Source organism: Rhodococcus sp. H36-A4 (assembly GCF_027158005.1).
Lineage (GTDB): Bacteria > Actinomycetota > Actinomycetes > Mycobacteriales > Mycobacteriaceae > Rhodococcoides.
This window is the reverse complement of record NZ_JAPVLQ010000004.1, coordinates 93,023-115,605: the sequence shown is the minus strand read 5'-3', so window position 1 is coordinate 115,605 and position 22,583 is coordinate 93,023. Positions and strand designations below refer to the sequence as shown.

At 65.7% G+C, this 22,583-nt stretch carries 20 protein-coding genes; 4 read left to right on the top strand and 16 right to left on the bottom strand.

The window, feature by feature from the left end; genetic code table 11:
• Positions 1-171: 171 nt before the first annotated feature.
• Positions 172-1,740: an ABC transporter substrate-binding protein gene (locus tag O1W68_RS12395; protein ID WP_269303944.1), complete on the bottom strand. Its 1,569-nt coding sequence runs from the start codon at positions 1,738-1,740 to the stop codon at positions 172-174.
• 465 nt (positions 1,741-2,205) lie between these two features.
• Between O1W68_RS12395 and O1W68_RS12390 the strand changes: the two genes are divergently transcribed.
• Positions 2,206-3,129 (top strand): 3-oxoacyl-ACP reductase, encoded by a 924-nt coding sequence (locus O1W68_RS12390; protein ID WP_269303942.1) that lies wholly within the window; start codon positions 2,206-2,208, stop codon positions 3,127-3,129.
• Between the two features lie 85 nt (positions 3,130-3,214).
• Here the strand turns inward: O1W68_RS12390 and O1W68_RS12385 are convergent, their stop codons facing one another.
• From O1W68_RS12385 to O1W68_RS12315, 15 genes are all read right to left on the bottom strand, one after another.
• Entirely contained in the window at positions 3,215-4,024 is an 810-nt protein-coding gene (locus O1W68_RS12385; protein WP_269303940.1) for an SDR family NAD(P)-dependent oxidoreductase, read from the bottom strand.
• A complete protein-coding gene (locus tag O1W68_RS12380; protein ID WP_269303938.1) occupies positions 4,021-4,935 on the bottom strand; it encodes an NAD-dependent epimerase/dehydratase family protein in 915 nt (304 codons plus the stop codon). The genes O1W68_RS12385 and O1W68_RS12380 overlap by 4 nt, the downstream gene beginning before the upstream one ends.
• A gap of 115 nt (positions 4,936-5,050) precedes the next feature.
• Positions 5,051-6,742, bottom strand: a complete 1,692-nt coding sequence (locus tag O1W68_RS12375) for an AMP-binding protein (protein ID WP_269303936.1) — start codon at positions 6,740-6,742, stop codon at positions 5,051-5,053.
• Positions 6,743-6,835: 93 nt separating this feature from the next.
• Positions 6,836-7,765 (bottom strand): SDR family NAD(P)-dependent oxidoreductase, encoded by a 930-nt coding sequence (locus O1W68_RS12370; RefSeq protein ID WP_269303934.1) that lies wholly within the window; start codon positions 7,763-7,765, stop codon positions 6,836-6,838.
• A gap of 55 nt (positions 7,766-7,820) precedes the next feature.
• The gene (locus O1W68_RS12365; protein ID WP_269303932.1) at positions 7,821-8,894 is read right to left on the bottom strand and encodes an MDR family NADP-dependent oxidoreductase; all 1,074 of its coding nucleotides are present in this window, start codon (positions 8,892-8,894) and stop codon (positions 7,821-7,823) included.
• Positions 8,891-10,018 carry an acyl-CoA dehydrogenase family protein gene (locus tag O1W68_RS12360; protein WP_269303930.1) on the bottom strand — a complete coding sequence of 376 codons (1,128 nt, stop codon included), beginning with the start codon at positions 10,016-10,018 and terminating at the stop codon, positions 8,891-8,893. Before O1W68_RS12360 ends, O1W68_RS12365 begins: the two co-directional genes overlap by 4 nt.
• A 1-nt stretch (position 10,019) precedes the next feature.
• Positions 10,020-11,249, bottom strand: a complete 1,230-nt coding sequence (locus tag O1W68_RS12355; RefSeq protein ID WP_269303929.1) for an acyl-CoA dehydrogenase family protein — start codon at positions 11,247-11,249, stop codon at positions 10,020-10,022.
• Positions 11,250-11,311: 62 nt separating this feature from the next.
• Positions 11,312-13,537: an acyl-CoA dehydrogenase gene (locus O1W68_RS12350; RefSeq protein ID WP_269303927.1), complete on the bottom strand. Its 2,226-nt coding sequence runs from the start codon at positions 13,535-13,537 to the stop codon at positions 11,312-11,314.
• A gap of 10 nt (positions 13,538-13,547) precedes the next feature.
• Positions 13,548-14,693, bottom strand: a complete 1,146-nt coding sequence (locus tag O1W68_RS12345) for a steroid 3-ketoacyl-CoA thiolase (RefSeq protein WP_269303925.1) — start codon at positions 14,691-14,693, stop codon at positions 13,548-13,550.
• Positions 14,690-15,571, bottom strand: a complete 882-nt coding sequence (locus tag O1W68_RS12340; protein WP_442972350.1) for an SDR family NAD(P)-dependent oxidoreductase — start codon at positions 15,569-15,571, stop codon at positions 14,690-14,692. The genes O1W68_RS12345 and O1W68_RS12340 overlap by 4 nt, the downstream gene beginning before the upstream one ends.
• Positions 15,572-15,580: 9 nt before the next feature.
• Positions 15,581-16,795, bottom strand: a complete 1,215-nt coding sequence (locus O1W68_RS12335; RefSeq protein ID WP_269303923.1) for a DegT/DnrJ/EryC1/StrS family aminotransferase — start codon at positions 16,793-16,795, stop codon at positions 15,581-15,583.
• Positions 16,796-16,840: 45 nt separating this feature from the next.
• Positions 16,841-18,022 (bottom strand): lipid-transfer protein, encoded by a 1,182-nt coding sequence (locus O1W68_RS12330; protein WP_269303921.1) that lies wholly within the window; start codon positions 18,020-18,022, stop codon positions 16,841-16,843.
• Positions 18,019-18,435, bottom strand: a complete 417-nt coding sequence (locus tag O1W68_RS12325) for an acyl dehydratase (protein WP_269303919.1) — start codon at positions 18,433-18,435, stop codon at positions 18,019-18,021. The genes O1W68_RS12330 and O1W68_RS12325 overlap by 4 nt, the downstream gene beginning before the upstream one ends.
• Positions 18,432-18,887 carry a Zn-ribbon domain-containing OB-fold protein gene (locus O1W68_RS12320; RefSeq protein WP_269303917.1) on the bottom strand — a complete coding sequence of 152 codons (456 nt, stop codon included), beginning with the start codon at positions 18,885-18,887 and terminating at the stop codon, positions 18,432-18,434. Before O1W68_RS12320 ends, O1W68_RS12325 begins: the two co-directional genes overlap by 4 nt.
• Positions 18,884-19,399, bottom strand: a complete 516-nt coding sequence (locus O1W68_RS12315; RefSeq protein WP_442972365.1) for an FAS1-like dehydratase domain-containing protein — start codon at positions 19,397-19,399, stop codon at positions 18,884-18,886. Before O1W68_RS12315 ends, O1W68_RS12320 begins: the two co-directional genes overlap by 4 nt.
• A 349-nt stretch (positions 19,400-19,748) precedes the next feature.
• On the opposite strand from O1W68_RS12315, the gene O1W68_RS12310 reads away from it, so the two are divergent.
• The 3 genes from O1W68_RS12310 to O1W68_RS12300 all read left to right on the top strand — a co-directional run bounded on the left by O1W68_RS12310 (position 19,749) and on the right by O1W68_RS12300 (position 22,447).
• On the top strand, positions 19,749-20,342 hold the full coding sequence (locus tag O1W68_RS12310; RefSeq protein ID WP_269303913.1) for a TetR/AcrR family transcriptional regulator: 594 nt from the start codon (positions 19,749-19,751) through the stop codon (positions 20,340-20,342).
• A 135-nt stretch (positions 20,343-20,477) separates the two neighbouring features.
• Positions 20,478-21,620 (top strand): steroid 3-ketoacyl-CoA thiolase, encoded by a 1,143-nt coding sequence (locus O1W68_RS12305; RefSeq protein WP_269303911.1) that lies wholly within the window; start codon positions 20,478-20,480, stop codon positions 21,618-21,620.
• Complete coding sequence (locus tag O1W68_RS12300; RefSeq protein WP_269303909.1) at positions 21,617-22,447, top strand: SDR family NAD(P)-dependent oxidoreductase; 831 nt, start codon at positions 21,617-21,619, stop codon at positions 22,445-22,447. Before O1W68_RS12305 ends, O1W68_RS12300 begins: the two co-directional genes overlap by 4 nt.
• The last annotated feature ends 136 nt before the right edge of the window (positions 22,448-22,583 follow it).

Below are 22,583 nucleotides of genomic sequence, written 5' to 3'. Positions count from 1 at the left end.
GGTTACCAAAAACGGTGCGCGGTCAGCGCGACGGCGGCATATGCACCGAGACAACTCGACCACAGGTGCCAACGGGACTGCCCCGGGTTCAGTCGACTCTCCGTCGACCGCACCGGGGCAGTCCCTACCCTCTCTACGAAGGCGCACGAATTCGAAGTGTCCTCGGGGTCCCTATTCGATCCATGCCTGGTCGAGCAACATGATGGCATCGAGCGACGGGACTACGCCGTAGACGTTGTCGGTCCATGGCACGAAACTGTGACCAGCCGCGAGCGGCAGGAACGGAGCCGTCGAATTGACCTCGGTCTGCAGGTCGGCTAGTGCCGCGCGCTTCGCATCGTCATCCTTCGCTGTCTGGACATCACTCAGGATTTTGTCCATCTTCGGGTCGTTGACTCCGATGATGTTGTTACTCGAGGTGCTGTTCAAAGCGCTGTACAGGCGCGTGAATGGGGCTGGATCCGCGATGCTGTACGAGCCGGTGGAAATATCGAAGTCTTTGTCGACGTAAAGGCGCTTGACGACATCGGTGACCGATGCGCCGTATTCGATGGTCACGTCGATACCGACCGGCTGCAACATCGCCTGAATGGAAAGAGCCGTGGCCTGTCCGGACTGCGTCTGAGTTGTGAAGTACGTGATCTTCCCGTCGAAGCCGTCTGCTTTTGCCTCGTCGACGAGTGCCTTCGCCTTATCGGTATCCAGCGGCACAGGGGCGATGTCGTTGTGCCACTTGGACCAGGACTGGAACATCTCGGTGCCGGGCATGCCCTCACCGTTCTTGGCGCGCGTGTCGACGACGGTTGGGTCGATGGTCATTTGCATCGCTTTGCGCACCCGTACGTCGGCACCGGGACGGCCCTCGCGCTGGTTGATCTGCACAACGGAGTTGCCGAGGCTGACGGTCTCGAGGTACCCGGGCAGGGTGGCCATGGCAGTGTCCACGGCGTCGTCGTTGATGAGGAACGCCATCTGGATGCCCCCGCTGTTGAGCGCGTCGATCTTGGGTTGGTCATCCTTGATGGCTACGAACTTGAGGGTGTCCAAGTTAGGTTTGCCGTTCCAGTAGTCCTCGCGGGCTTGAAGTACCAGGTCGGCACCGGGGGTGAGGCTCTCCATCGTGTACGCGCCGGCACCGATCGGCTTGAACGTGCCGTCTGGCTGATCCGAGCCGGCGGCGACGATCATGCCGTGGCCGAAGGCGAGCATGGAGGGGAACTCGGTCCATGACTGGTTCATCGTGTAGGTCACGGTGGAAGCGTCGGTGGCCTCGACGGACTTGACGCCGGCGGTGAACGCCTGGCTGTTGCCGCCGCGATTCGTGTTGAAGCGATTGGTGCTGGCGACGACGGCTTCGGCGTCGAGCGGGGTGCCGTCGCTGAACTTGACGCCGTCACGGAGCTTCAGGGTCCAGACCGTCGCATCGTCGTTCGCGTCGAGTGATTTCGCCAACTGCGGCTCGAAGGCTTCGGTGGTTGCGTCGTAGCGGACAAGTAGGTCGTAGACCGCCGCCATCTCGGTGCCGCCCGTGGAACCCGCGGGCTGGGTCTTGGCGGGATCGAGCGTGGAGACTGGGGAGTAGCCGGCGAAGCTCAGCGTGCCGCCCTCAACCGGATCGCCGCCCTTGCCTTGATCGCCGACAATGCCGATAGACCCGGGCGCGGACTGGGCGTCGGTCGAACCAGAGCCGTCGTTGTCGCTATTACTCGTGCAGCCTACGAGTAACAGGCCGCTGGCCATGGTGGCGATGGCAATAGTGCCAAATCGTCGTTTGCCAGGAAATAGCATCGTGCTCCTCCAGCTTGTTCGGGGCGGTCCATCACGTGATTTCCACTTGATCAAGCGCTTGATTGTCTTGTAGCAGCAGAAGGCTACCAAAAACAGTGGGATGCCGAGGGATAAACGAAATCCTACGGATAGCATCCGGACGGAGGCGTGCGCACGAACTGATGACCGTCCAACTTCGGCATGAGTGGCTACGAGCAAACAGCTCTCAACTTCGTTACCGCCGATGGCTACTATCGTCAAGATGAATGCCAACTGAACTTGCTGCGCCGCTGGATGGCGCTGGGGCATCTCAGGACGTCGCCCACCGAGGCTTCGCCCCGGACAGGGTCGCGTAGACGCTAGGCCCCACGTTGCGGTTGGCCGTAAGACATAAGTGGCTCCGAGACCAATGGTCTATTACCAGCAAGAGGACAAAGCATGCAGAACATCGATCTTTCAGGCCGCTCTGCCATCGTTACCGGGGCAGGGTCGGGTTTAGGGCGGGCCGAAGCGTTGGGCCTGGCAGCACTGGGCGCAAGCGTTGTGGTCAATGACGTCGGCCCAGCGGGCGAAGCTGTAGCGCGCGAGATCGAGACATCGGGCGGTCGGGCCGTCGCTGTGCTCGGCGACGTAAGTGATTGGTCACTCGGAGAGCGACTCGTCGAGGCCGCGGTAATGAACTTCGGCAGCTTGGACATCGTGGTCAACAATGCTGGCATTACGCGCGACACGATGCTGTTCAACATGACCGAGAAGCAGTGGGACGACGTGATCGCCGTCCACTTGAAGGGACATGCATCGGTTTCCCGCGCCGCAGCTGTGCACTGGCGATCAGCCTCGAAGGCGATTGGCGGACCGGTGTACGGCCGTGTGATCAACACTGCGTCGGAGGCGTTCCTCTTGGGTGGGGCCGGCCAAGCCAACTACGCTGCGGCCAAGGCCGGTATCGTTGCGTTGACGCTGTCGACCGCCCGTGGGCTATCGCGCTACGGGGTGACGGCGAACGCGATTTGCCCGCGCGCTCGCACCGAGATGACGGCCGCAGTCTTCGGCGAGGGCACGGAACGCGACGGTCTGGACATCATGGCCCCCGAGCGGGTCGCCACGTGCGTCTCGTTCCTCGCCGCCCCGGCCGCTGAGAAGGTCAACGGCCAGGTCTTCATCGTCTACGGCGACATGGTCGCGCTCATGGCACCACCTGTCGTGCAGGAGAAGTTCGTGGCTGCGAACGGGAGTTTCTCGGTGGCTGAATTGGCAGAGCAAGTCGTCCCGTACATAGAGGATCTTCCGGAGGGACAGAGCTACGCGGCGACCAGTATCAACGCGCTGGATACCACTGGAGCGATCGCAGGGGGCCAGTAGCACGGGCGACCAGCGCAGTCGGCCTTTCGGCAGGCAGTATCCGCCACCTCGGAGCGACTTGCCTCGGCGGAACTAGCTCCGGGGATCAGGGGTCCAGCGGCCGATTGGTCCATGTCCCGTTCGGCCGCGCGAACCAGCCACCAGCGGCATCGCTGCCGCCATCGACGTGCAGGGTGGTGCCCGTGACGTACCGGGACATCTCCGATGCCAGAAACAGTGCGGGCCCCGCAACGTCGTGCGGGGTACCCGGGCCGCCCAGTGGGGCCCACCGGGGCCAGCGGTGCCGATCCTGTTCGGCGACCAACTTCGTGTAGGGCACCTGCGGGGTTTCGATGAGGTCGGGCGCAATGTTGTTGACCCGGATGCCATGAGGGCCCACCTCCAGTGCGAGGCTGCGGGTGAAGTGCCGCAGCGCCGCCTTGTAGGTGGCGTACACGGTGTGGCCAGGGATGCCGCGGTGTGCTTCGACGGTGGTCAGGTTGATGATGGACCCGCCTCGTGCACGCTCGATCATGCCCGGCAGTACCGCGTGTGTAGCGCGCATGGCGTGGCCGAGATTGATCTCACCGAGCTGGACCCACTCGCTGGGGTCGGCCTCGACGAAGGTGATCGGGGGCCGCAGGAAGTGGCCGACGTTGTTGACGAGAATGTCCGGCTGATGCGCGGCGAGATCGAGCGCCACGGCCGGGTCGGTGGCGTCCGCGATGACGGCCGTGATGGCGGGCACTTCGCGGGCCAATTCGGCGGCCGCAACATCGTTGTCGACCACCACCACCGCCGCCCCGTGCGCGGCGAACAGCCGGCTGATTGCGGCCCCGATTCCTTGTGCCCCACCGGTAACGATGGCCGACTTGCCGATGAGCAGCGGCCCGAGCAACGCGTCGGTATCGGTCATGCCAGGCCCGCGCGGGTCTGGGCGACCATTTCTGCGATCGCGCGGGGGGCGTCGCCCTGGGTGTAGCCGAGCGCCGCGGTCTGGACCGGATCCGTCTCGTAGGAGATCGTGTTGCCGCGGCCCTGCACGATGAACGCGTCGGGCAGCATCGGGTGCTCCTCATCGCGCGCGACGAGCGTGATGGTGCTGCCCGCCGCGTCGAAAATCATCTGGAAGTACTCGCGGAAGGCGAGGTTCGCGTCGCCCAGCAGATACGCCGTGCCGGTCTGGGCGTTGCGCAGCGCACCCCCGACCGCCTCGGCGAGTGAGCGCACCGACATGTAGTTGGTGCCGCCCGCGGGGGTGAAGTTCGGGATCTCGGGCTTTTTGCCGTCGGCCCAATCGAGGAATCGGCCGATGCGTGCCATCGAGGGGCCGGGGGTTACGCCGAGGATGTTGGGCGCGTTGAGGGTGGAGACGGTGAACTGGTCGTCGCCGAGAGCTCGGGCGCGCTCGTCGGCCAGCGCGCGGGCGCGGACGTAGTCGTCGGTCTCGACTAGCTTCGGTAGGACCTGGTGGTAGTAGCTACCGAGTTGGACGAAGTTCGGGACGCCCGCCTTTTTGGCTAGTGCGGCGAACCGCGGCACGCCACCGATCTGCATCTTCTCCCAGAACTCGGCACGGTCGGCGTCTGCGGGGATGTGTCGGATGTCGTTGCCCGCGGCGAAGACGATGCCCTCGAACTGGGCGAGGTCCGAGGCGGTGAAGCCGCCCTCGCTGTAGTCGCCGAGCAGGGTAGGGAATTCGCTGGCCACAGTGCCGGGCGCGGGTGCGGTGCGCGCGGCCACTGTCACGTCGTCGCCCTGCTCGCGCAGGTGTGCGGCGGTGGCGGTACCGATCATGCCGGTACCGCCGATAATCAAAACCTTCATCAGTTTCCTTCGGATTTCAACGATTCGACAAGGTCACTACGTGCGCAACGCTGTTTGGCGGATTCGGCTGTCGAGCGGGGCTGTCCGACGATGCCCCGCTCCACCTGCGACTATGTCAGTTCTTTGATGGCGCGGCTTCGGGTAGGTGGGCAGGCAAGAGTGCGGCGCGGCCGTGGCTGAGGAAATCGGCCTCGATAGCTGCCCGCTGAACGTCATCGAGTTTGCCGTAGGAGCTGGTCTTGCCGACCCGGATGTAGACGGGGTCGTGGGTGTTCCACGCGGCACTGCGAAGCGGTGCCTTGTTGACCTTGCCGCTGCCGGTCAACGGGATCTGGACGATCACCCGCACATAGGTGGGCCACCACTTGACACCCATCTCCGGCTGCTCTGCGAGAAACGCTCCGAAGTCCGCGGCATCGAACTGCTCGCCCGCGGCCATCTCCACCGCGCACATCACTTGATCACCCGTGCTGGGGTCGGGCACCGCGAATACGGGTGCCGCAGCAACACCGGGGACGCGCTGAAGAACTCGCTCCACTGGTGCTGCGGAGAAGTTCTCGCTATCGACCCGTAGCCAATCCGAGGACCGTCCGGCGAAATAGAAGTACCCCGCCGCGTCTCGGTAGCCCAGGTCACCGGACCAGAAATCCTCGCCTCGGACGCGGTCGCTCATCGCCTCGGGGTTTTTGTAGTAGCCCTCGAACGTGTGGGCAAGGCCGACGGCGACCATCTGGCCTACCGCCGCGGGATTGGTGAGCCGGCCGCTCTTGTCGAACTCCGCCCGCGGGCACTCCTCCCCGGTCTGCTCATCGAGCACCCGGATATCGAGGTCGCCTTGAGGAATACCCAAAGAATAGGCCGGGGAATCGGGAGTGCGACCAAGGCGGAACACTCCTTCGCTGAGCCCGTAGCCCTCCATGACCTCGCAACCGAACCGCTCGGTGAAGCGTGCGACATCAGCTTCCGAGGCCTCGGTGCCGAAGGCAAGCTCGAGGGTGCCCGTCCGGTCGCGGGGATTCTCCGGCTGGCTGAGGACGTAGGACAGTGCCCGACCGACGTAGTTGACGTAGGTTGCCCCGAAGCGGTGGATATCGTCGGCGAACCTGCTGGCGGAGAACTTTCTGGTCATGCCCACCGTCGCGCCGACTCGCATGGCGACGGCGAGGTTCATCATCACGGCGTTGCCGTGGAAAAGCGGCATGCACAAGTAGGTGACCGAATCCCTGCGCATCGACACCCGGTCGACGAGTACCTCGGCCAGACGGCCCAGTCTGCCCTGGCCGACGATGACAGCTTTGGGCGCGCCGGTCGAGCCTGAGCTGAATAGGAGCAATGCCAGCTGATCCGGCGTCGTGATGGATTCGGGCAGGCCTGCGCCCCGGTACGGGGCCAGCGTTTCCAGGTAGGACGGCTGGTCGACATTGAGGACCAGCTCCGGCGGTACACCGTGTCCGGTGCCCTCCACCAGGTGCGCGAGCTTGTCCTCGGTGATGATGATGTCGACGTCGGCGTGCTGGATGTCGTGCGCCAACTCGGGCCCGCTGCGGCTGGCGTTGATGCCGACGACGGCCGCGCCGGCGAGCGGCCCCGCGGCGAGCCAGAAGGCGAAGTCCGGCACGTTCTCCAGGAGCACGCCGATGTGGATTTGGCGGTCAGCCGGCGCGGGCGAGACGAGACCCACGAGGGCTGCTGCGCGGTCGGCGCCTTCCTGGACGACCTCGCGCCATGTCCACGACTGTTCCTCGAACCGGAGCCCGACCTTGTCGTCTTCGGCGCGAAGCCGGACGATTTCGGTGAATGTTTCCAACGTGCACTCTCCAAGATGATTGTGGCGCTCGCCGCCAGGGATGGGGCGGCACCAGGATTGAACAAATTTTCTGGGGCTAGGGTCAGCTCCCTGCTAGGCCTTCTCGAGCAGGCCCTCGGGGACGGAACCTGGGGGGTTGAAGTTCAGGTAGGGCAGCAGGAATCCCTCCTCGTCGAGGTCCGCGGGCTGCCAGCCCTCGAGCAGGCCCGAGCCATCGACGGCCTGGACCGGGCGGCCGAACTCCTCGAGCAGCGGGAGGCTGTAGGCGACGCGGCCGGTTACCTTGTCCAGGTTCTCGCTGGCGAGCAGCAGCGCGGCCTCGGCCATGGTGTCCTCGGGCTCGGAGGGCCAGCCCGGCACCGCGCCGGCGGCGTGCTCGGTGGCGACGCCGCGGTTGGGGGCGAGCGAGCTCACCGCGATGTTGTCCTCGTAGAGCTCCATCGCGGAGCCGGTGCTGATGCGGTCGAGCATGGCCTTCGTGCCGCCGTAGAGCACGGAGCCGGCCAGCGGGTGGAAGGCGAAGGGCGGCCCGACGCGGGGGCCGGCCTGGCGCGAGGAGATGTTGACGACCCAGCCGGCGCCGCTCTCGCGCATGCCGGGGATCACGGCCTTCATCAGGTCCCACGTGTTCCACAGGTTGGTCTCGACGGAGTCCTGGAACCACTCGCGTGACATGTCGGCGAACAGCGTGTCGTAGCGGCGGGCCGCGGCCACGTTGTTGACCAGGGCGTCCACCCGACGGCCGAACTTGTCCTCGATCTTCTCGATCAGGGCGGTGCGGTCGAGGTCCGGGTTGCCGAGGTCGACGGCGAAAGCCGCGGCATGGCCGCCGCTGGCGGTGATCAACTCCACTGTCTCCTCGAGTGAGCCCTGCAGCGCGCCGTCGCCCGCCCGTAGGGTGCGGGACACCGCGGCCACGGCGATCCCCTCGGCGGCGAAGCGCCGGGCGATGGCCCTGCCGATGCCGCGGCTGGCTCCGCTGACTAGCGCGAGTCCGGGCTTGTTTTCCTGTGTTGAGCTCACGAGATGCACACCTCTCAGTTATGTGGTTGGCGGTAAACGATGTTTCCAGGAAGTCTCACTGCCGCAGCGCGTCGGGGAGCTCGCCGATCTGAATCAGCTGCTTGCCCTGGCTGCGGCCCGTCAGGACGTCCGCGAGGGCACGTGGGGCGTTCTCGATGCCGGCGATCACGTCCTCGCGATACCGCAGCCGGCCCGCTGCGATGTGGCCGAGGGCCAGCTCGCGGTAGATCGGGTATTGGTCGTAGTGGTCGTGCACCACGAATCCCTGGATTCGCAGGCGCTTGCGCAGCACCGGCCGCAGCGCGGGACCGTGCTCTGCCTCGGCAGCGTTGTACTCGCTGGCCATGCCGCAGATCACGACCTGGCCGAAGTCGTTGAGGCGCTCGAAGACGCGGTCGAAGGCGGGGCCGCCGATATTGTCGAAGTACAGGTCGACGCCGTCGGGGCACGCTCGGTCGAGGCCTTCTGGGATGGTCTCGGCGGACCGGTCGACGCAGTCCGCGAAGCCGAGCTCGCGCACCACATAGCCGGGCTTGTCCCCGCTGGCGATGCCGACGACACGGGCGCCGGCCAGCGCGGCCAGCTGGCCGGCCACCATGCCGACGGCGCCGCCGGCCGCGGAGACGAGCACCGTGGCGTTGGGCCGGACGGTGGCGGCGAACTCGAGTCCGCAGTACGCCACGAATCCTGGCCGCCCCAACACGCCGAGCTCGGCAGCCAGCCGGAAGCCGGGGACGGGAGTCAGCTTGTCCAGCAGGTCGCCGGCCACGGTGTGGTAGGTCTGCCAAGAGTTTCCACCGCGCACCAGGTCGCCAGGCCGGAATCGCGGGTCGCGCGACTCTACGACCTCTCCTACCAGGGCGCCGTCGAGGCCGTTGCGCGGCGGCACTACGCCGGCGAGCACCACATCGCCGACCCGAGCGATCTGGCCGAGGGGGCCAGGCCCGGAATCTGCGGCGGGTAGCCGGCGGCGCGCGCTGGGGTCGATAGAGAGATAGCACGCCCGGAAGACGACTTCGCCGTCCCGGGGTGTGCTTGTCTCCACTGGCTCGACCTGAAAATCCCCCGGCTGGGGGAGGCCTCGCGGTGCGCGCAGCACGCGCACCGCGAGGTTCTCGGGCCTGGTCACTCAGGCGAGCCGATCGACGCGCCCTTCTCCAACGCGTCGCCCAGCTCGGTGCCGATGGCTCCCGCGCTGCCGAGGCTGAACGCGATCTGCCGGCCCCACAGGAAGTAGCGGTGGATCGGGTAGCTGATGTCCGCGCCCATGCCGCCATGCAGGTGTTGGGTGGCGTGTACGGCACGCAAGCCGCCCTTCGAGGCCCAGTACTTCGCGACGAGGGCCGCGGCCTCCGCCTCGTCCTCCTTGCCGAGGTCCATCAGCCAGGCGGCGCGCTGGGTAGTGAGTCGGATGCTCTCGGTGTCGAGATAAGCATCTGCGGCGCGCACGGCGACGGCCTGGTTCGTCGAAAGCGGACGACCGAACTGGACCCGCTGCGAGGTGTAGGCCGCGGTCTGCGCGAGCGCCTCCGAACACACACCAATGGCGATCGACGCGAGTGCGACCCGTGCACGGCGGACCGTCCACGCCAGGATCTGCGCGCCGTCGCCGGGAAGAACGCCGCCGGCGGCCACGGAGACGCCGTCGAAGCTCACCGCTGCGCTGCTCTCGTAGCTGGTGACGCTGAGCGGGGTGCGGGCCAGGCCGTCGGCGTCGGTGCGCACCAGCACAACGGCGACGCCGCCGTCGGGTAGTCGGACCGGCACCAGCAGCGCTGCGGCCACGTCGGCGGCAGGCACTGACGCGATCTCACCGTGCAGGCGCCAGCCGTCGCCATCGGCCTCGGCGCGCACGGGGATGTCGGATCCGAAACCCGTCTCGAGCGCGCCGGTCACGATGTGTGAGCCCTCGATCAGACCCGGCAGCCAGGCCGACATCTGCTCGGGGCTGCCGAACTCGGCAATGGGCAGCGCCGCGCCGGCGATCGAAGACCAGAGGGGCACGGACGCCACGCGGCGACCCTGCTGCTCCAGCACGGCCATCAGCCCGAGCATGCCCATGCCGGCACCGCCAGCTTCTTCGGGCAACGCGATGCCCAGTAGGTCGGAGTCCGCAAGGCTCTTCCACAACTTGGCGTCGTGGCCGCCGCTCTGCTCCACCGTCCGCAGGTGCGTCACATCGGCCTGGGCGGAGAAGATCTGATCTGCCAGGCCGCGGACGTCGGACAATTCCTCATTGAATTCGAATTCCATGTTACTTCGCTCCCGTTGTCGTCTTGGTGGCGTCGGTCTTGGCGGCGTCGGGGCGGCGACGCGCACCCATCGTCATGCCGAGGGTCTTGCCCGCGACGATCTCCCGCATGACCTCGTTGGTGCCGCCGCCGAAGGTGTTGTTTTGCGCACGCCGGCCGAGTTGCTCGACGCGGCCCTCGAGGGCCGCGCCCGGGGTGCCGGGGCGCAGCAGACCCTTGGCACCAAGGACCTCCTGCAGCATGCCGTAGGCGCTGACTACGCCCTCGGTACCGAAGACCTTGGCGGCCGCGGAGTCGCCGCCGCCCAAGGTGTTCGAGGCTACGTCCGCGACGAGGCGCAGGTTCATCAGGTCCGCGGCGCTGAGCAGCGCATACACCTCGGCCATCTTGTCGCGCACCCAGGAGATATCGAAGACGACGCCTTCGCCGGCGGGCTCGGCCTTAGCCCACTCGAGGACCTCGGCGAACATCTCGTTGGCGATGCCGCCGCGCGCGGCCAGTGCCACCCGCTCGTGGTTGAGCTGGTTGGTGATCAGACCCCAACCCTGGTTCAGCTCGCCCACCACGTTGGACAGCGGCACTCGCACATCCTCGTAGTAAGTGGCGGAGGTGCTGATGCCACCGACGGTGTGGATCTCGGTGACCGAGAACCCGGGTGCGCTGGTGGGGACAAGCACCACGGAGATGCCCTTGTGTCGGGGCGCGTCGGGGTCGGTTCGCACGGCCAGCCACACCCAGTCGGCGAACACTCCGGCACTGGTGTAGATCTTGTTGCCGTTGATGACCAGTTCGTCGCCCTCGACTCGCGCCCGGGTCTCCAGAGCCGCGAGGTCGGTCCCCGCGTTGGGCTCGGTGTAGCCGATCGCGAAGATGAGCTCGCCCGCCAGGATCGGCGGCAGGAAGAAGTCCTTCTGCTGCTGGGTGCCGTTCTTGATCAGCGCGGGGCCGACCGTGTTCAGCGTGACAAGCGACAGCGGGGCGTTCGCGCGCACGACCTCGTCGTAGAAGACGTAGAGCGCCTCGGGGTCCTCGCCCCGGCCGCCGAACTCCTCGGGCCAGCCGAGGCCGAGCCAGCCGTCGGCACCCATCTTGCGCAGAATGCGATCGAAGGTCGGTCCGCCCTCCGTCTGTGTGACCAGGTCGCGGCGGTCCTGTTCGTTGATGTTTTCGGCGAAGTACGCGCGCAGCTCCGCGCGGAGGGCCTTCGAGTTGTCGGACAAGTCCAAGTACATGTAGGTGTCTCCTGTTCAGGAATTTCTACGGAGTTTTCATGGGGTTTGTGAAGGGTGGGTCGTCAGCGTGGCAAACCCAGCACTCGTTGTGAGATCACATTGAGCTGGATCTCCACGGTGCCACCGCCGAAAAGGACGGCGGGCAGACCGATGTGGTCGATCACGTGGTCGGCGTCCGGATCCAGGACCGCAGCCTGTGGGCCCAGCAGCCGAAGCAGTTCCCGCGAACCCTCGCGCTGGGCGAGTGCGTTGTAGACCTTGGCGACGCTGATCTCCGCCCCAGGACTCTGACCGGAAAGCCGAGCCAACACACCGCGCAGATTGAGCGCAGACAGCGCGAGCTCGCGGCTCGTGCTGTAACCCAGGGCACGTACGGCGTCCTCACGGGAGCAACTGTGCGCGCCCTTCGCCAAGACATCGCGGAAGCGGTTGCTCGAGCCGTGGTCCAGGGCTCCGCCCATGCTCAGCCGCTCGTTCGAGAGTGTTGTCACCGCGAGGCGCCACCCTTTGCCCGGTTCGGAGACCAGGCACTCGTCGGGCACGAAGACTTCGTCGAGGAAGACCTCGTTGAACTCGGAGAACCCGGTGGCCTGCCGAAGTGGACGCACATCGACACCGGTGCTGCGCATGTCGACCAGGAAGTACGAAATACCCTTGTGCTTGGGCGCATCCGGATCCGTCCGCGCCAGGCACACGCCCCAGTCGGCCTCGTGAGCCATTGAATTCCATACCTTCTGGCCCGAGAGAATCCAGCCACCGTCGACTTTGCGGGCCGCGGTGGACAGCCCTGCAAGGTCCGAACCCGCGCCGGGTTCGGAAAACAACTGACACCAGACGATCTCGCCACGCAGCGTCGAATGAACGAACCTCTGCTGCTGCTCAGCGCTGCCGTATTGGAGGATCGTGGGCAAGACCCACTCACCGATCACGGTTGTCGGTTGCTTCAGCCCGCGCACCGCGAATTCCTGCGCGATGACGGCCTGCTGTTCCGGGCCTGCGCCGAGACCGAACGGCTTCGGGTAGTGAGGCGCCACCAGGCCCGCGTCGGCGAGTAGAGCGCGCCGACTGCCACCACGCTCCGGCGCCCAGCCCTCGCTGCGCACAGCGTCGTCGGGCAGTGCGTCGAGTTGGTCGAGCACGGCGGCTACCTCTGCCCGGAGTGCGGGCAAGGTGTCCGCTCCGATGAAGGAGAAGTCCCGTGTCGTGGTGATAGCGAGTCCGCCGAGTCGCTTGGCCCACATCTGATCGGAACCGGCGAGGGTGGCCAGGCTGATCGCGCGACGCCAATACAGGTGCACATCGTGCTCCCAGGTGAAGCCGACCCCACCCAGAAGCGTCACACATTCGAGGGAGTTGTCGATGCCTGCCGCCAGCGCGGCGACCACCGCCTGCGCGGATACGAGCGCACGCTGGTCGGCATCATGCTCCTGTGCGCGGGCGGCATCCCATGCCGCAGCACACGCCACCTCCGCCCGCACCAGCATCATCGCGGACTTGTGCTGGACGGCCTGGAAGGTGCCGATGGCCTGGCCGAACTGCTCACGGGTTTTCACGTAGTCGACGGCTGTCGATAGCGTCCACGACGCGATACCACTCGCTTCGGCAGCGAACAGGGTGTTACGCAACCACTCTGCATCCGCATCAGTGATGTCACCCAGCACGTCGGCCTGCGCAACCTCGTGCCCGTCGAGGGTGAGTACCCCAATGGCACGGGTCAGGTCGACGCCTTCCTCGGCGGTGACAGCAGCAGTCTCGCCCGAAACCAGCCGGAACCATACCGACGAACCGTCGGAGTCGAGTGCGCGGACCAGCACGATTGTTGCACCGGGCAGGCCCAGCGTGGGCTCGGACGCACCGTGCACGAGCCAGCCGGCGTCGGTGCGCTCAGCGGTCAATCCAGAGCCGAAGGCGGTCGCGCCCGTAGCGCCGTCCGCAAACTCTTCGAGCAGCCCAACCGAAATTCCCGAATCCCCCGCGGAACCAAGGGCGCGCGTAAGAATGGCGCTCGTGATCACGGTCGGCAGGAACGGCCCCGGATACAGGGCTTTGCCCAGCTGCTCGACGACGACGGCCAACTCGGTGATACCGGCCCCATCCCCGCCGTTCTGTTCGGATAAGTGGATGGCATGCAGGCGCTGCTGCACCAAATGATCCCAGGTGTCCGGTCGCTCACCGGCCGCAAGCCCGGCGGTGTTCGCGCGGCCGTGCGCGACGGCGTCGGCGCGCACGCAGAACGCAGCCACCGAGTCGGCGAGGTGCCGATGTTCTTCTTCGAGTGCTAATGCCACGATGTGCCCCTCAGATCCGCTCGAGAATGAGCGCGGTTGTCGACGCGGAGGCGCAGATGGCCACCATCGCCGTGGATGCGTCGCGGCGCTCGAGCTCGTCGAGTGCCGTCGCGAGCAGCCGGATGCCAGTCGCACCGGCGGGGTGACCGACCGCAATCGCGCCCCCGTTGACGTTCAGCCGGTCCTCGCTCACGCCGTGCACCTGGGCGAAGGACATCGGGACCGACGCGAAGGCCTCGTTGATTTCGAACAGGTCGATATCGGCGATGGTCATGCCACTGCGCTCGAGCACTTTGCGGCCTGCGTCGATCGGGCCGTCGAGCAAGTACTCCAGATCACCTCCGATGATGCACTGGGCAACAATCCGTGCCCTGGGTTTCACACCGAGGTCGCGAGCTCGCGCGGCGGACATCAGCAGGGCAGCGCTGGCACCGTCGGAGATCTGCGAGGAACTGCCCGCCGTATGCAAGCCACCATCGAGGACGGGTTGCAGGCGTGCCAGCCCCTCCAGGGTGGAATCGCGCAGACCTTGGTCGCGGGTGACGCGGACCGGCTTCTGACCCGGCTCGAGACTCGGGACCGTGACGGGGATGATCTGCGCATCGATCCGGCCCGCGTCCCATGCCGCCTTCGCGAGCTGCTGCGAGCGCAGACCGAACGCGTCGAGATCCTCTCGTGTGAACCCGCGGTTGCGGGCTATGCGGTCCGCACCCGTGTACTGGTCGGGATACTCGACCGACCAGGATTCGGGCCGCGGCGTGCCCAGGCCCGTGCCGACCTTGGCGGTCAGCGGTGCACGGGTCATCAGCTCGACGCCGCAGGCGACGCCCACATCCGCTGCCCCGGCAGCGATTTGACCAGCCAGTAGCTGCACAGCGCGCTGCGCGGTGCTGCACTGGGCGTCGATTGTGGTCGCGCCGGTATGCGGGGGTAGACCGGCGTGCAGCCATGAGGTGCGGGCGATGTTGCCGTACTGCTCACCCAGGGGGGTAACGCAGCCGCCGATGACCTCCTCGACGATCTCCGGATCGATCCCGGTGCGCTCGAGCACTCCGCGCTGCGCCAAGCCGAGTAGTTCGGCAGAGTGGATCGTGGACATCCAACCGTTGCGCTTGCCGAACGGGGTCCTGGCAAGGTCGACGATCACCGGTGTCATGACAGCTCCTCAATTTTGTTCAAGACGTTCCGTCGAGGCTCATCCGAGACGTTCCGTCCGGGGTTGTCCCAAGGCTTACCGTCCAGCCCGCGGGTGGTCAGGTTCCACTGGTCGATCAGGTCCAGGCTCACGCACACTTGCCCCGTCACGTCGGCGGCGCAGTCACAGAGCGCGAGAACGCCCTCGACCATCTCCTCGATGGCCTCGATCTGGTCCGGACGGACAGTGGCACCGACCAATGCGGTGGCGCCCTCGCTGAGAACGGCGGCACGCGGCTGGACAGTATTGACCCGCACCCCCGTGCCGTAGAGCTCCGCGCCCATGCCGTGCGTGATCCGGTTCAGGGCGGCTTTGGATGCGCCGTAGACCGCCATCGAAGTGCCAGGGGGCACCAGTTCGAATGGCGGACCCTCGTGGTGGCGGGCCGTTGCGCTCGAGACGTTGACGATCCAGCCTGCGCCGGCCTCGACCATCGAGGGGATCGCAGCCTGCATCAGGTCGAGCGGAGCGTGCACGTTCGCTTCGAACGTGAGTTGGCGGCGCCGCAGCGGGTAGTCCACGAGCGGCTGGTAGATCGCAGCTGCCGCATTGTTGACCAGAATGTCGATCGGGCCGCCGAGCAACTCGGCTGCCTTGGTGATCACCTGCGAGCGGTCCTCGGGGTCGGTCAGGTCGGCGACGACCATCTCGACTCTGCCGCCGTATCGGCGCAGCCGTTCGGTGGTCTCCTCCAGGCTGCCAGGAAGCTGCCCGCCGGGCGCGAGAGTGCGCGCGACGAGAACCACGTCGGCACCCTCGGCGGCAAGCCGCTCCGCAACGCCCGCGCCGATCCCGCGGCTGGAACCGGTGACCACCGCGCGTCGTCCCTCGAATCGCATGCCCACCATTTACTCGAACTTCGAGGCGAAACGGTGGATGCTCTGACCGATGCGAACTACCTCTTCATCGGTGAGACCGTGGCTCATGCCCAAGGTCATGCCGCGGGCGAACACCTCGTCGGCCACCGGCAACCCCTCGGGGGGCTGACGGAACTCGATATTGTTCATCATCGGGTGTCGAGTGATGTTGCCGCTCCAGACGGTGCGGGTGTCGATGCCGTCGCCCTCGATGGCCTCCTGCATCTGGCTGCGAGTGAAGGGTGCGTCGGCGTTGATCATCACCGGATAGCAGAGCCACGCGGTGTCCAGGCCTTCGAGCTCGACGGGCGTGGTGAAGAACTTCGGGAACGCGCTGTAGGCCTCGGTGTAGGCGGCCCAGGTTGCCTTACGGGTCTTGTAGTTGTCGGCGAGCTTGTCCAGCTGCACGACACCGTACGCGGCACCCAGCTCGGAGGGCTCGAAATTCCAAGGCATGACGGCGTCGAAAATGAAGTCGTTGTCGTAGTCGACACCGTCGAGCTGCTCGCGGAAGACGCGGCCGACATCCTTGCCGCTGCCGAACAGGTTCGGTTCGCTGCGCCGGCCCCAACGACGCAGGAGCAGCGCCTTGTCGCGGCTTGCCTCGTCGTCGACCAGGACCATGCCGCCGGTGCCTGCGCACGTGATGATGTGCGCCATCGAGAAGCTGGTGACACTGATGTCGGCGCGGGCGCCGGTGGGGGTGCCACGGAGCGTCGGGCCGATGGCGTCGCAGCAATCCTCGACGATCTTGAGGCCGTGGCGATCGGCGATCTCGCGGATCGCGTCCCAGTCAGGACAGTTGCCGGCGAGGTTCGGCAACAGGATGGCACCGGTCTTCTCGGTGATCATCGCCTCGATCTTGCTGACGTCGATGTTGACCGTGTTGGGCTCCACGTCCACGAAGACCGGGACCATACCGGCGCGAACGATGGGCGCGATATCAGTGGAGAACGTCAGGGGCGAGGTGATGATCTCGCTGCCCTTGGGCAGGTCCAGCAGTTCGACTGCGACATACAGGCCCGAGGAGCCCGAGTTCACCATCACGCCGAACTTCTTGCCGCTGAGTTCCGCGATGCGGCGCTCCATCTCGGCGACATTCTTACCGATACGCAGGCCCTGGTGGCCACTGCGCAGCACGTCGACGACTGCCTGGATCTCTTCCTCGCCGTGGGTCGCGCGGGCGTAGGTGATGCGGTCGGTCATGGGAACTCCTAAATGGCTGATCGTGAAACAAGAAGGTGGGAAGTGCTAGCGGTCGGCCGAGAGCACGAGAGCGCTGTGGGGCACGGGGGAGCCGCCGGTGACCAGGACGTTGTCCAAGGTCTTGGTGGGCTGGTTCACAGATGTGCCGCGGATCAGGCGCACGCCCTCCGCGATGCCGTTGACGCCGTGGATATAGCCCTCGCCGAGCTGGCCACCGTTGGTATTGATCGGCAGGCGGCCACCAAGTTCGAGGTTTCCGTCGGCAATGAAGTCCTTCGCCTCGCCCTTGCCGCAGAAGCCATACTCTTCGAGCTGGAGCAGCACCATGGGAGTGAAGGCGTCGTAGAGGATCGCGGCGTCGATCTCGGCGGGGCTGAGGCCGGACTGGCTCCAGAGCTGCTGGGCGACGAGTTCGACTTCCGGCATGGAGTCGATGTCGTCACGGTAGTAGCTGCTCATCGAGATCTGTTGCGGGCCTACGCCCTGCGCCGCGCCCGTGATCATGGCGGGCTTGTGCGGCAGGTCGCGCGCACGCTCAGCGCTGACGATGACCAGCGCAACGCCACCGTCGGACTCCTGGCAGCAATCGAGCAGCCGGATCGGATCGGCGATCAGGCGCGAGTTCTGATGGTCCTCGATGGTGATGGGCCGCTCGTGGAACCAGGCCTTTGGATTGTTCGCCGCGTGCTTGCGCGAGAGAACCGAGATCGCCCCGAAGTCCGCGCTGGTGGCACCGTACTTGTGCATATACAGCTTGGCCAGGAACGCTTCCTGCTGGGCAGGGGTGAGTAATCCGTAGGGATTGATCCAGTTGCGGTACTCCTGGTCCGTGTTCTGGTTGTACGCGAAGGCGGGCGGGCCTTGGCCGAATCGGTGTCCCGACCGTTCGTTCATCGCGCGGTACACCACGACGACGTCGGCCACCCCGGTCGCGACCGCGAGCGCGGCCTGCTGCACGGGCGCACACGCGCCACCACCGCCGTGCGGGATGCGGCTGAAGAACTTGAGCTGAGGAATGCCGAGCGCGCGGGCGACGGCGATCTCGGGGTTGTTCTCCATGGTGAAAAGGGAGAATCCGTCGACCTCCTCGATTCCGATCTGTGCGTCCGCGAGTGCGGCGACGACCGACTCGCAGGCCAGCTGCCACTCACTGCGTCCGGAGTTCTTGGAGAACTCGGTCGCGCCGATGCCGGCGATGGCGGCGGCGCCTGAGAATCCGCGGGTCATGTGATCTCTCCTTGTTGTGGGGTCGGCTCCACGGTCACCGTGGCGGTCACATGGGGGCCCCGCGCGTTGCTACCGATCACCTTGACGGTCACTGCGTCGCCGTCGACCGCGGTGACCTCGCCGGTGAACGTCATGGTGTCGCCGGGGAAGTTCGGCACGCCCAGGCGCAGGGAAGTCCTCTTGATGCGGGAGGCGGGCCCGGACCAGTCGGTGATGTACCGGTCGATGAACCCGTTCGTGGAGTTGATGCTCATGAAGATGTCGGGGGTGCCGCGCCCCTGGGCCGCGCCCGGGTTGTGGTGGACATCCTCGTAGTCCTGCGAGGCCATCGCGGCCGCGACGATCAGCGTCCGGTCCAGCGGAAGATCGAGCTCGGGCAGCTGGTAGCCGACCTGGCACCTTGGCATGCTCATGACTGGGCCTCCCCGTCGAGACCGGCTGCGCTGCGGCGGCGCAACTGCGGCAGGATCTCCCCGTGCGCGTGCTCGGAGAACGCGACCTCGAGGTCCATACCGAACTCGAGTTCGTCGTGGTCGATGCCGGCGATATCGGCAACCAGCCGTGTGCCCTCCTCGAGATCCACCAACCCGACGGCCAGTGGGTACTCGAACGCGGGGTCCTTCGGGTGGTGCAGCACTGTGAAGCTGTGCAGCGTGCATTTACGCGTCGACTCCACGGTGTCCCACTCGAATGACCGGCACGCTGGGCATGCCGGGGCTGGGGGGTGGCGCAGCGTCTGGCAGTCGGCGCAACGCTGGATCTCCAGTCGACCTTCCTTGGCCGCGGTGAAGAAGAAGTCGTTGTCTTGCGTCACGGTCAAGCGGGGGACCGAGGTGTGCCGATCCTGTTCGGTGCTTTCGCTCACGAGTGGGTCTCCTGACTGTTGGGGTTGAAACGGAGCAGTCGGAACCGCTCCTCTACCAGCGTGTCGCCGACATCATTGACGTAGTTCTTCAGCAGAGTGATGAAGCATCCATGCCCGAGGCCCGTCTTTTTGAACGGCGAGATCGATTCGATAGTGAAGTAGGCCGTCACGTGATCGCCTGGGTGCAGCTCTGCGAAGTACTCCTGCTCGACGTTGGTAGCTACCACCGAGGTGAAACCGGCGTCGTCGAGCAAGGCGAGCAATCGCGAGTAGGCGAAGTCCTCGATCGCGCCTTCCGCGCGCAGACGCTGCACCTCGCGGTAGCGGCGGTATCCGGACATGACCCAGGTGGAGATCATCGCGGGTGGACAGATGACATCCCTACGGCCGGTTGCGCGCGCAGCCTCAGGGTCGACGTAGATCGGGTTGTAGTCGTCGTGAGCCTCGGCCCAGTTGCGGATCATGGCGGCATTGACGTCATAGCGAGCCACACGGGGCGGCTCGGCTTCCATCCCGATGAAGTCGGCGAATTGTTTTTCCAAATTTTCCACTGATGCCCTCCGCAGTTCCATACTTGAGCAAGCGCTTGATTTTCAGAGTATCAGCGCCTCTTGGAAATGAAAACAATGGTCCGAGCGAGGGGCCCGCGGGGCAGATCAGCCCGTCCAGTCGGTTACGCTGAGCCCACGTCGCAGGCTAGCGAGGGGTGATTTACCTAGCCACGGAGTTCTTGCGGCCGAAGTCGTGATGATGCTGTGCACGGCCACTGCCAGGGGGCATCTCGCTGGTACTAGGGACCAAGAATTCATGACGCCGAGGCATCGGCGTGATTGAGTCCGACAACAGACAAGAAGTGATGACGTGACAACAACTACCCCGGACCGCAGGGCGCAGATCCTCGATAGTTCGGCGGAGTTATTCGCCAGGAAGGGCGTCGCGGGGACCACAGTGCGCGATATCGGTGAGGCGGCCGGAGTCTTCTCAGGGAGCCTCTACCACTACTTCAAGTCCAAGAACGCGATCGTGGCCGAATTACTCGCTGATTTGATGGGTGATATCGCAGCGAGGTTCCAACTGATCGAGGCGACGGCATCGAGTCCCGTCGAGATCGTTCGGGGGTTGATCCGGGAGACGCTTACGGTGATAGAGCTGCATCCGTACGCGACCGCGATTTACCAGAACGATCGAAATTATCTTCGTGAACACGAACTACTGGAACCGGTAGACCGTGCGTCACGAGGGATCCGCGAGCACTGGCTCGAGGCGATCAGGCGGGGCACGCAAGAGGGCGCGTTCCGGGTCGATATCGCACCGGAAATCTTCTATCGGACCGTGCGAGACACCCTGTGGTCGACCACGCATTGGCCGGACCGAAAGCAATACACTCTGGCAGAGTTCTCCGAGCTGATGGCGACACTATTTTTCAGCGGTTTCTGCCTCGTACTGGACGAGTAGCTCGGACGAGACTCCGAGCGCGGCGGGAGGCTCCGTGTCTCGTCCAGCGAGATCGGCACGATGGCGCGCCCTTCGCCGTGGTTACAGTCGCCGTTGATGCAAGCGCCCCTGCTTTCATCATTGATAGGAGGCCTGATGGGCACCCCCGTAATTGTCGATGCTGCCCGATCACCCAGTGGCAAACGCGGCGGTTCGCTGTCCAGCTTGCACGCGGCACAACTGCTCGGTCAGGTTCAACGTGCGGCGCTGGAGCGCGTCGGTGTCGAATCCGAACTGGTGGAGCAGGCTATCGGTGGCTGCGTCACCCAAGCTGGTGAGCAGGCCTCCAATGTGACCCGCACGGCCTGGCTCAATGCCGGGCTATCCGAGCAGACCGGCGCAACCACCATTGATTCCCAATGCGGCTCGGGCCAACAGGCCGCGCACCTGATCGCCGGTCAAATCGCGCTGGGCGCAATAGACGTGGGTATGGCGTGCGGGGTCGAGATGATGTCGCGGGTGCCGCTGCTGTCGAACATCCCCGAGGGTCTCGGCGGGCCGAAGCCAGCCGACTGGACGCTGGACGTTCCGAATCAGTTCGTCGGTGCCGACAGGATCGCGCGCCGGCGCTCCTTCGCCCGTGAAGATTTGGACTTGTTCGGGCTGCGTTCGCAGCAGCGCGCGGCTGCGGCGTGGAGCGAGAATCGCTTTCATCGTCAGATCATTCCGATTACAGTGCCCGGGCCCGACGGCTCCGCTGTCATCGATCGCGACCAGGGCTTGCGAGAAACCTCCATGGACGCACTGTCCTCGTTGCGTCCGGTGATCGACGGTGGACTGCACACCGCAGGCACCGCCTCGCAGATCTCGGATGGTGCAACTGCGGCGATCCTGATGGACGAGTCCCGCGCCCGGCACCTCGGACTTCGTCCGCGCGCCCGCATGGTGAGCCAATGCCTGATCGGTGCCGAGCCCGAGTTCCTGCTGGACGGGCCTGTGCAAGCTGCCCAGCGCGTGCTCGATCGGGCCCGGATGAGCATGTCCGACATGGATCTTGTCGAGGTCAACGAGGCCTTCGCCTCGGTTCCCATGTCGATGGCGCAGATGCACGCGGTGGACCCGGACAAGCTCAATGTCAACGGCGGCGCAATCGCGCTGGGCCATCCGGTGGGCTCGACCGGCATCAGGTTGATCGCGGCGATAATCGACGAGCTCGAGCTTCGCGATCAGCAGTTCGGGTTGATCGCCGTCTGCGCGGGCGGAGCCATGGCCAGCGCCGCGATTATCGAGCGGCTATGACGAGCGGCGTGCAGGCGAGCGGGCTCGCGGGCAAGGTGGCGGTGATTTCGGGTGCAGGCCGCGAAAGATCCATTGGCCGCTCCATCGCGATGGAGCTCGCGCGCGAGGGTTGCGATCTGGTGCTCACGGGCACGGGGCGCACTCCCGACCGGTACACGGAAGAGGAACGGGCCAGCGGATGGCGCGACATCGAGTCGGTGGCCGGGGAGGCGCGGAGCCTCGGGGTCCGCGCGCTCACCGCGGTACTGGATGTTTCCGACGAGGCCGCAGTCGACGGGTTGCGGGATAGGGTGGTGGCGGAGTTCGGCAGAGCCGACATCCTCGTGAACAACGCCGCGGCCGCTCGCGCTGGGGACCGCGTCCCGGTCACGGACCTGGCGGCGGACATCTGGGACTTCGTGATGCGGGTGAACGTGCGCGGGACCTTCTTGATGAGCAGGGCATTCGCTCGCCAATTCGTTGCGCAGGGGCGCGGCGGCTCCATCGTCAATATCTCCTCCCTTGCCGGCAAGATCAGCGGTGCCAACGCGGCGGCATACTCTGCCTCGAAGGCCGCGGTGCAGTCCCTGACCTCGTCGATGGCCAAGGAATTGGGAAATGACCAGATTCGGGTCAATGCGCTGTGCCCGGGGATCGTGTCTACTTCACGTCTGGACGATCTGACGGCCGACCAGTGGGACGTGCTGATCGCGGAGCGAGTGCCGCTGGGCCGCGCCGGCACCCCGCAAGAAATTGCGTTTGCCGTGGCATTCCTGGCCAGCGACAAGGGACGGTGGATCACCGGGCAGTCGTGGAACATCGACGGCGGCCAGATGACGATTCGCTGACCGTGCTGCGCAGCTGACCGCGCTGCGCGTGAAGCGGATGATCACCAGTGAGCTGCGGCTTCGTCGATCCCATGACCTTGCTGATGTCCTGAAAGGCCTGGTCCTGGTCTTCAGGGTGTGGTTCCACTCATCTCCG